The organism is Demequina sp., from assembly GCF_024642165.1.
Lineage (GTDB): Bacteria > Actinomycetota > Actinomycetes > Actinomycetales > Demequinaceae > Demequina.
Genome location: NZ_JAHEBP010000118.1, coordinates 1 through 6,310, shown reverse-complemented (window position 1 = coordinate 6,310; position 6,310 = coordinate 1). Strand labels below are relative to the sequence as shown.

Genomic DNA, 6,310 nt, shown 5'->3' with positions numbered 1-6,310 from the left:
ACGTCGAGCCGCAGCTGCGAGAGCGCCTGCTACGGACCCTCGACCACGTCAAGCGCGCGCAGCGCGAGGTGCGCGGCGTCATGGGCTCGCTCGCCGGGCAGCGCACCTCCGAGCCGATGTCGGAGCGGATCCGCAGAGAGATCGTGATGGCGCAGGACTCGCTCGGATTCGCCCCCCGGGTGCAGGTCGACTGGGGCGACGTGTCTCACGCGATCGCCGGCGATCCATCGCTCTCCGACGACGTGGTCGCCGTGGTGCGCGAGCTGCTGTCGAACGTGGCTCGACACTCGCAGGCGACCGCGGTCAACATGGCCGTCTCGGCCGCGCGTGGACGCATCCTGGTCTCGGTGGTGGACGACGGCATCGGCCCGGGCGGCGCGACCAATCGTCACTCAGGGACGTCGAATCTCGCCAACCGCGCGCTGCGCCGGAATGGCACCTTCACGCTGTCGCCGTCACGGCCGGGATCGGCGCGTCCCGGGACGGTCGCCGAATGGAACGTGGAGGCCGTGGGCCTCTAGCCGCGGAACGAGTGCGCGCGCTTGGCGGTCGCCCACGCGACCACCTGGGTGCGGCGCTGGAGACCCATCTTCGCAAGCACGCTGGTGACGTGGTTCTTCACGGTCTTCTCCGCGATGCCCAGCTTGTCCGCGATCTCGCGGTTGGCGAGGCCCGCGCCCACCAGGTCCAGCACGCGGCGTTCCATGGGGGTCAGGCGTGCGACCACATCGTCCTCATGGACCGCGATGTGCTGGCCATGCTCGCGACCGGTCGCGGCGTCGCGCACGGCCTGCAGGATCTCCGGCGGCCCGGCGGTCTTCGCGAGGAACACGTCGGCGCCGGCGTTGCGGGCGGCGGCGCGAGCCTCGTCATCGTCGTAGCTGGTCAGCACCACGATGCGGGTGTCGGGCAGCTTGCCGCGGACGTGGCTGATGACGTCGAGCCCGGTGCCATCCGGCAGGCGCAGGTCCGACAGGATCACCTGGGGACGGACGGCCTCCGCACGGCGCACGGCCTGGGCGACGGTCGATGCCTCCGCGACCACGGCAATGCCGTCCGCGCGCTCGAGGATGTCGCAGATTCCACGGCGCACGACCTCGTGGTCGTCGAGGACCAGCACGGTGATGTCAGACATAACGCTGATGGTACCGCGCCTAGGACCGCGGTCCCGAGCGACGCGCGCTCCATCGGCGCTGGCAGCGTGGGCACCAATGGGTGGAGCGTCCCCCGATGGTCTCGCGCCGCAGCGGCGCCCCGCAGCGCGAGCATGGCTCCCCTGCCCTGCCGTACGCCTCCAACGAGCGCGAGAAGTAGCCCGACTCGCCGTTCACGTTGACGTACAGCGCGTCGAAGCTGGTGCCGCCCTGGCCGAGCGCCCGGCCCATCACCTCTCGCGTCGCCGCCAGCAGATCGCGTGCCTGCGCCGCGGTGACAGCGTGCGCCGGCCGTTCGGGGTGCACCCGCGCCAGCCACAGGGCCTCGTCGGCGTAGATGTTGCCGATGCCGCTCACCACGGTCTGATCGAGCAGCACCTGCTTGATGCCGCGGGAGCCGCGGCGCAGCGCGCGAGCCGCGGCGACCGCGTCGAGCACGGGGTCGAGCGCGTCGCGTCCGATGTGGGCGACCGATGCGGGCAGCAGCGGCAGAGGCGTGCCCGCGCCGCCCGCGCCGCCGTCGGGCGTGGGGACCAGCGGCTCGACGTGAAGGTAGCCGAACGTCCGCTGGTCCAGGAAGTCGAGGGTGAGCGTCGGGTCTGCGAGCGTCAGCCGCGCGCGGCAATGCGGGTGCGCGTCCGGGACGTCCGTGTGGATCCGGAACTGGCCCGACATCCCCAGGTGCGCCGAGAGCGCGAGCACGGGCGCATCGTCCCCCTCCAGTTCGGCGAGCTCCGCCCACAGGAACTTCCCACGTCGCGCCAGCCGCGACAGGCGCAGCCCGCCCACCTCGGCGGCGAACTCGGCGGCGCCGCCGGGAAGCAGGCGCACGCAGGACTCGCGCCGGATCTCGACGGCGTCGATGCGCGCGCCTCTGACGAGCGAGTCGAGGCCTCGGCGCACGGTCTCGACCTCCGGGAGCTCAGGCAATGCCGTGCTCGCGCATCAATCGGAGGTGGTGATCGCGGCGTAGGCCTCCGCGGCGGCGTCCTGCTCGGCGTGCTTCTTGGCGGAGCCGGTGCCGGAGCCCCGCGCCTCGCCGCCGATGAGCACGGTGGCGGTGAACCGGCGCGCGTGGTCGGGACCCTCGCCCACCACGTCGTAGAGGGGGCCGCCGAGCCCGCGCTCGGCGCACGCCTCCTGCAGCGACGTCTTCCAGTCGAGGGCGACACCGGACGATGCGGCGGCGAGCAGGCTGGGGCCCAGCAGCCGCAACACCACCTCGCGGGTGACCTCGAGGCCGTGGGACAGGTAGACGGCGCCCAGGATCGCCTCGAACGCGTCGCAGAGGATCGAGTCCTTGCCGTCCCCGCCCGTAGCGTGCTCGCCCTTGCCCAGCAGGATGCACGGCCCGAGGTCGATCTCCCGGGCGACCTCCGCGAGCGCGCGCTGTGAGACGCAGGCGGCGCGCATCTTCGCGAGCTCGCCCTCGGGCAGGTCGGGGTGCGTGTGATAGAGGTGATCGGTGACGATCACGCCCAGCACCGAGTCGCCCAGGAACTCCAGGCGCTCGTTGGTGGGCAGGCCGCCCGCCTCATAGGCGAAGGACCGGTGGGTGAGCGAAAGCACCAGCAGGTCGGGGTCCACACGGACGCCCAACCTGCTGATCAGGGCCTCAGCCGACTGCTGCCCTGGTGTGCTCATCTGCTCGTGTCACGCGCGCGGCGTGGACCGCTCAGGCCTCGTGCTCGGTGCGCAGCGCCTCGGCGTACTGGCGACCGTTGTAGGCGCCGCAGGACGGGCACGCGGCGTGCTGCATCTTCTGGGCCTTGCACTGGGGGCACGTCGAAAGGTCGGCAGCGGTCGTCTTCCACTGCGAGCGACGTGCACGCGTGTTGCTGCGCGACATCTTGCGCTTGGGAACAGCCACGGCTAACTCTCTTTCTCGTCGGTCAAACTCTGCAGTGCTGCCCACCGGGGGTCCAGCACCTCATGCGCATGATCCGGATCATCCGCGAGCCGCGCGCCGCATTGGTCGCACAGCCCCGGGCAGTCCGGGTCACACAGTGGCGTGAACGGGAGGCTCGTCACCACCGCGTCTCGCACCACGTTCTCGAGGTCAAGGCTATCGCCGTCGAACTCGAATACATCCTCTGATTCCTCGTCCTCGCCCACGTTGCGCGAGTCGGGGTATTCGAACAGTCCCTGGACGGGAGCGGCTACTTCGAGCCGCACCTCGTCGAGGCATCGTCCGCACTCCCCGATCGCCGTCCCGTTGACGGTTCCGGAGACCCAGATGCCCTCCTGCACCGATTCGAAACTCAGTTCGAGCCTCACCTCGGATCCGGTAGGCACGCCGATCAGCTCGGTGCCGAGGACCGCGGGGGCCGGAAAGGTCTCGGAGACGAGTCTCTGAGCGCCAGGGCGCCGAGCCACGTCTCTGACCGAGAAGTGATACGGCGAGTTCGACGCGCGTGAAGTGTGAGCCACACGCGCCTCCTGGTCGTTCCGGTCCGCGGGGACCTCGGCCCGCACCTGTTCGGCAGGGCCAGCGCACCACTGTACGCGATGCGGGGCGCCTCGCTCAACCCGGTTGCGTGTCGCTAGCCCCACCGCGTGCCCGCGCGCCTGCCTTGCCCCAGCCCCAGCCCCAGCCCGCGCCCCAGCCCCAGCCGTAGCCCCAGCCCCAGCCCGTGGTGGTAGATCGTTGACGGTTTCCAGTGATTCGCGCGCCACGGGGGTAGCCAGTTGTCGCCAGGCCGGGCTCCGCTCGACGGCGGGCGGTTAGCCAGGCGGCCATGCCGGCGGTTGGGCACGCAGTCAGGTCCGGTTCGGCCGAGCGACACTCAGCCACCCTTGCGATGCATGGAACTCGCCAAGCCGACCATGGTCTACCCATTCGGTGGGGTGAGGGGCGGCGCGGCGCGGGCGGGGCGGGGCGGGGCGGGTGTGGTTTGGGCGGGCGGGGCGGGTGTGGGCTGGGCGGGTGAGGGCGGGGTGCTCAGGCGCTTTCGGCCGCGAGCGCCGCCTTCACCGCATCGACCACGCCGTCGGGAACGTACCGAGTGATGGCGCCGCCATGCCGGGCCACGTCGCGCACGAGCGACGACGCCACGTGGCTCAGCGCGTTGTCGCCGGTGATGAACACCGTCTCGATGCCGGTGAGCGAGCGGTTCATCAGCGCCATGGGCCGCTCGTAGTCGTAGTCGGTGCCGCCGCGCAGGCCCTTGACGATCACGCCGGCGCCGATCTCCTTGCAGAAGTCGACCAGCAGGCCGTCGACCGGGACCACCTCGACGCCGTCGATGAGGTGGAGCGCGCGCTCGGCGAGCGAGACCCGGGTGTCCAGGTCGAGCAGCGGTGTCTTGGTCGAGTTGTGCGCGACCGCCACCACCACCCGAGAGAACATGGCACGGGCGCGGGTCGCGATGTCGACATGGCCCCAGGTCACGGGGTCGAAGGTGCCAGGGAACACGGCTGTGGTCATGGCTCGACGCTACCTCCGTCGGGTCCGGCGTCCAACTCGTCGCCCTGTCCTTCCAGCGGCGCACCGGGATCCGGAGCCCGCCGCGCCGCGTAGTGGATGGTGGTCTCCCCGTAGGCCTTCGCGTGCACGGCCTCGACGGTCGAGGGCCACGGCGCCTCCCCCGCGCGCGTCGACCATTCGAGCACCAGCACGCCTCCCGAGCCCAGCCGCTCCCCCGCCGCCGCGAGCACCTGCGCGAGCTCGTCGCGCGGGATGTCGTAGGGCGGGTCCAGCAGGATCACGTCCCACCCGTTGCCCTCATGGCTGAGGAACGCGTGCACGCGCTCCTTGACCACCCGCGCATCGTCCCCCGCGCCCAGGTCACGCACGTTGCCGCGCATCACCGCGACGGCGCGGGCGTCGGCCTCGACGAGCGTCGCGTGAGCCGCCCCACGACTGAGCGCCTCGAGCCCCAGCGCTCCCGAGCCCGCGAACAGATCGAGCACACGGGCGCCGCGTAGCCGATCCTCGTGATCCAGACGGCTGAACACCGCCTCGCGCACCCGGTCGGTCGTGGGTCGCGTGCCGCGCGGCGGGACGGCGATGCGCCTGCCTCCCCAGCGGCCCGCGATGATCCTGGTCACCCGGTCAGCCTATGTCTCGAATGGCCCGCGGTCACGGCGCGGGAGCCGCCCCGGGACCTCGGAGACCCGGAGTGATCGACGCGCCTACCCTCGCTCGAGGAACCTCTCACGCTCCGGATCGAGCACGTCCGCGATCGCCTCGGCCAGCTCGGGGTGGCGCGCGAGGTCGGGATCCGCCGCCACCACCTCGGCCGCCGCCTCCCGCGCCTCCGCGATGACGGCAGCGTCGCGCACCACCCGCAGCAGCCGCAGCGAGTTGCGACCGCCGGACTGAGCCGCCCCCAGCACGTCGCCCTCGCGTCGCAACTCGAGGTCCTTCTCCGCCAGCTCGAATCCATCGGTGGTGGCCGCCAGCGCCGCGAGCCGTTCGTGGGCGACCGTGCCGTCCTCCGCGGCGGACACCAGCAGGCAGATGCTCGCCTCACTGCCACGGCCCACGCGGCCGCGCAGCTGATGGAGCTGCGAGATGCCGAAGTGCTGCGCGTCGAGCACCACCATCGCCGTCGCCTCGGGCACATCCACCCCCACCTCGATGACGGTGGTCGCGACCAGCACCGGCGCTTGACCCGACGCGAATCGCGCCATCGCCGCATCCTTCTCCTCCGCGCCCAGCCGGCCGTGCATGACGCCGATGCCCACCCCCGCGAGGTCCGGGCGCGCACGCAGCGCCGGCGCGACCTCGGCCACCGCTGCCAGGGGCGGCCGGGACGATGCGCCGGCCGCCGCATCGTCCCCCGTCGCCTCGGGTTCGAAGGCGTCGAGCGGCGCCTCCTCGGGCTCCTCCTCGCTGTCGCCGTCGATGCGTGGGCAGACCACGTAGGCGCGGCCGCCGCGGTCGACCTCCTCCCGCACCCGCGTCCAGACGCGCTCGATCCATGCCGCGTTGCCGGCCGGCACCAGGTGCGTGACGGTGTCCTGCCGGCCCGCCGGGCGATCGCCGAGCACGGAAGTCTCGAGGTCGCCGAACACCGTCATCGCGACGGACCGCGGGATGGGAGTCGCGGTCATCACCAGCGTGTGCGGCACGCGGGTGCCGCGGGCGCGCAGCGCATCGCGCTGCTCCACGCCGAACCGGTGCTGCTCGTCGACCACCACCAGACCCAGAT

Annotated in this window: 8 protein-coding genes and 1 pseudogene; 1 reads left to right on the top strand and 8 read right to left on the bottom strand. The window is 72.0% G+C overall.

What is annotated here, in order from left to right; translation table 11 throughout:
- Nucleotides 1-521: pseudogene (locus tag Q0L54_RS09745) on the top strand (histidine kinase); the annotation flags it as partial.
- On the opposite strand, the gene Q0L54_RS09740 reads toward Q0L54_RS09745, so the two are convergent.
- The 8 genes from Q0L54_RS09740 to Q0L54_RS09705 all read right to left on the bottom strand — a co-directional run.
- Complete coding sequence (locus Q0L54_RS09740) at nucleotides 518-1,135, bottom strand: response regulator transcription factor (protein ID WP_296667655.1); 618 nt, start codon at nucleotides 1,133-1,135, stop codon at nucleotides 518-520. The pseudogene Q0L54_RS09745 and the gene Q0L54_RS09740 sit on opposite strands and share 4 nt — an antisense overlap.
- Before the next feature lie 19 nt (nucleotides 1,136-1,154).
- Nucleotides 1,155-2,084 carry a bifunctional DNA-formamidopyrimidine glycosylase/DNA-(apurinic or apyrimidinic site) lyase gene (gene mutM / locus Q0L54_RS09735; protein ID WP_296667653.1) on the bottom strand — a complete coding sequence of 310 codons (930 nt, stop codon included), beginning with the start codon at nucleotides 2,082-2,084 and terminating at the stop codon, nucleotides 1,155-1,157.
- A gap of 15 nt (nucleotides 2,085-2,099) precedes the next feature.
- Nucleotides 2,100-2,798 carry a ribonuclease III gene (rnc, locus tag Q0L54_RS09730; protein WP_296667651.1) on the bottom strand — a complete coding sequence of 233 codons (699 nt, stop codon included), beginning with the start codon at nucleotides 2,796-2,798 and terminating at the stop codon, nucleotides 2,100-2,102.
- Between the two features lie 31 nt (nucleotides 2,799-2,829).
- Nucleotides 2,830-3,024: a 50S ribosomal protein L32 gene (gene rpmF, locus Q0L54_RS09725; RefSeq protein ID WP_296667650.1), complete on the bottom strand. Its 195-nt coding sequence runs from the start codon at nucleotides 3,022-3,024 to the stop codon at nucleotides 2,830-2,832.
- A gap of 2 nt (nucleotides 3,025-3,026) precedes the next feature.
- On the bottom strand, nucleotides 3,027-3,449 hold the full coding sequence (locus Q0L54_RS09720) for a YceD family protein (RefSeq protein WP_296667648.1): 423 nt from the start codon (nucleotides 3,447-3,449) through the stop codon (nucleotides 3,027-3,029).
- Nucleotides 3,450-4,095: 646 nt separating this feature from the next.
- The gene (coaD, locus tag Q0L54_RS09715; RefSeq protein ID WP_296667646.1) at nucleotides 4,096-4,581 is read right to left on the bottom strand and encodes a pantetheine-phosphate adenylyltransferase; all 486 of its coding nucleotides are present in this window, start codon (nucleotides 4,579-4,581) and stop codon (nucleotides 4,096-4,098) included.
- Nucleotides 4,578-5,204, bottom strand: coding sequence for a 16S rRNA (guanine(966)-N(2))-methyltransferase RsmD (gene rsmD, locus Q0L54_RS09710; protein WP_296667642.1), 627 nt, complete (start codon nucleotides 5,202-5,204; stop codon nucleotides 4,578-4,580). Before rsmD ends, coaD begins: the two co-directional genes overlap by 4 nt.
- A gap of 84 nt (nucleotides 5,205-5,288) precedes the next feature.
- Nucleotides 5,289-6,310, bottom strand: a 1,022-nt coding sequence (locus Q0L54_RS09705; RefSeq protein ID WP_296667641.1) for a helicase-related protein, incomplete at its 5' end; no start/stop codon positions are given.

Excerpts from the sequence above, each read along its gene's own strand:
- Q0L54_RS09740 (WP_296667655.1), bottom strand. The coding sequence starts at position 1,135 with ATGTCTGACATCACCGTGCTGGTCCTCGACGACCACGAGGTCGTGCGC.
- rnc (WP_296667651.1), bottom strand. The coding sequence starts at position 2,798 with ATGAGCACACCAGGGCAGCAGTCGGCTGAGGCCCTGATCAGCAGGTTG.
- coaD (WP_296667646.1), bottom strand. The coding sequence starts at position 4,581 with ATGACCACAGCCGTGTTCCCTGGCACCTTCGACCCCGTGACCTGGGGC.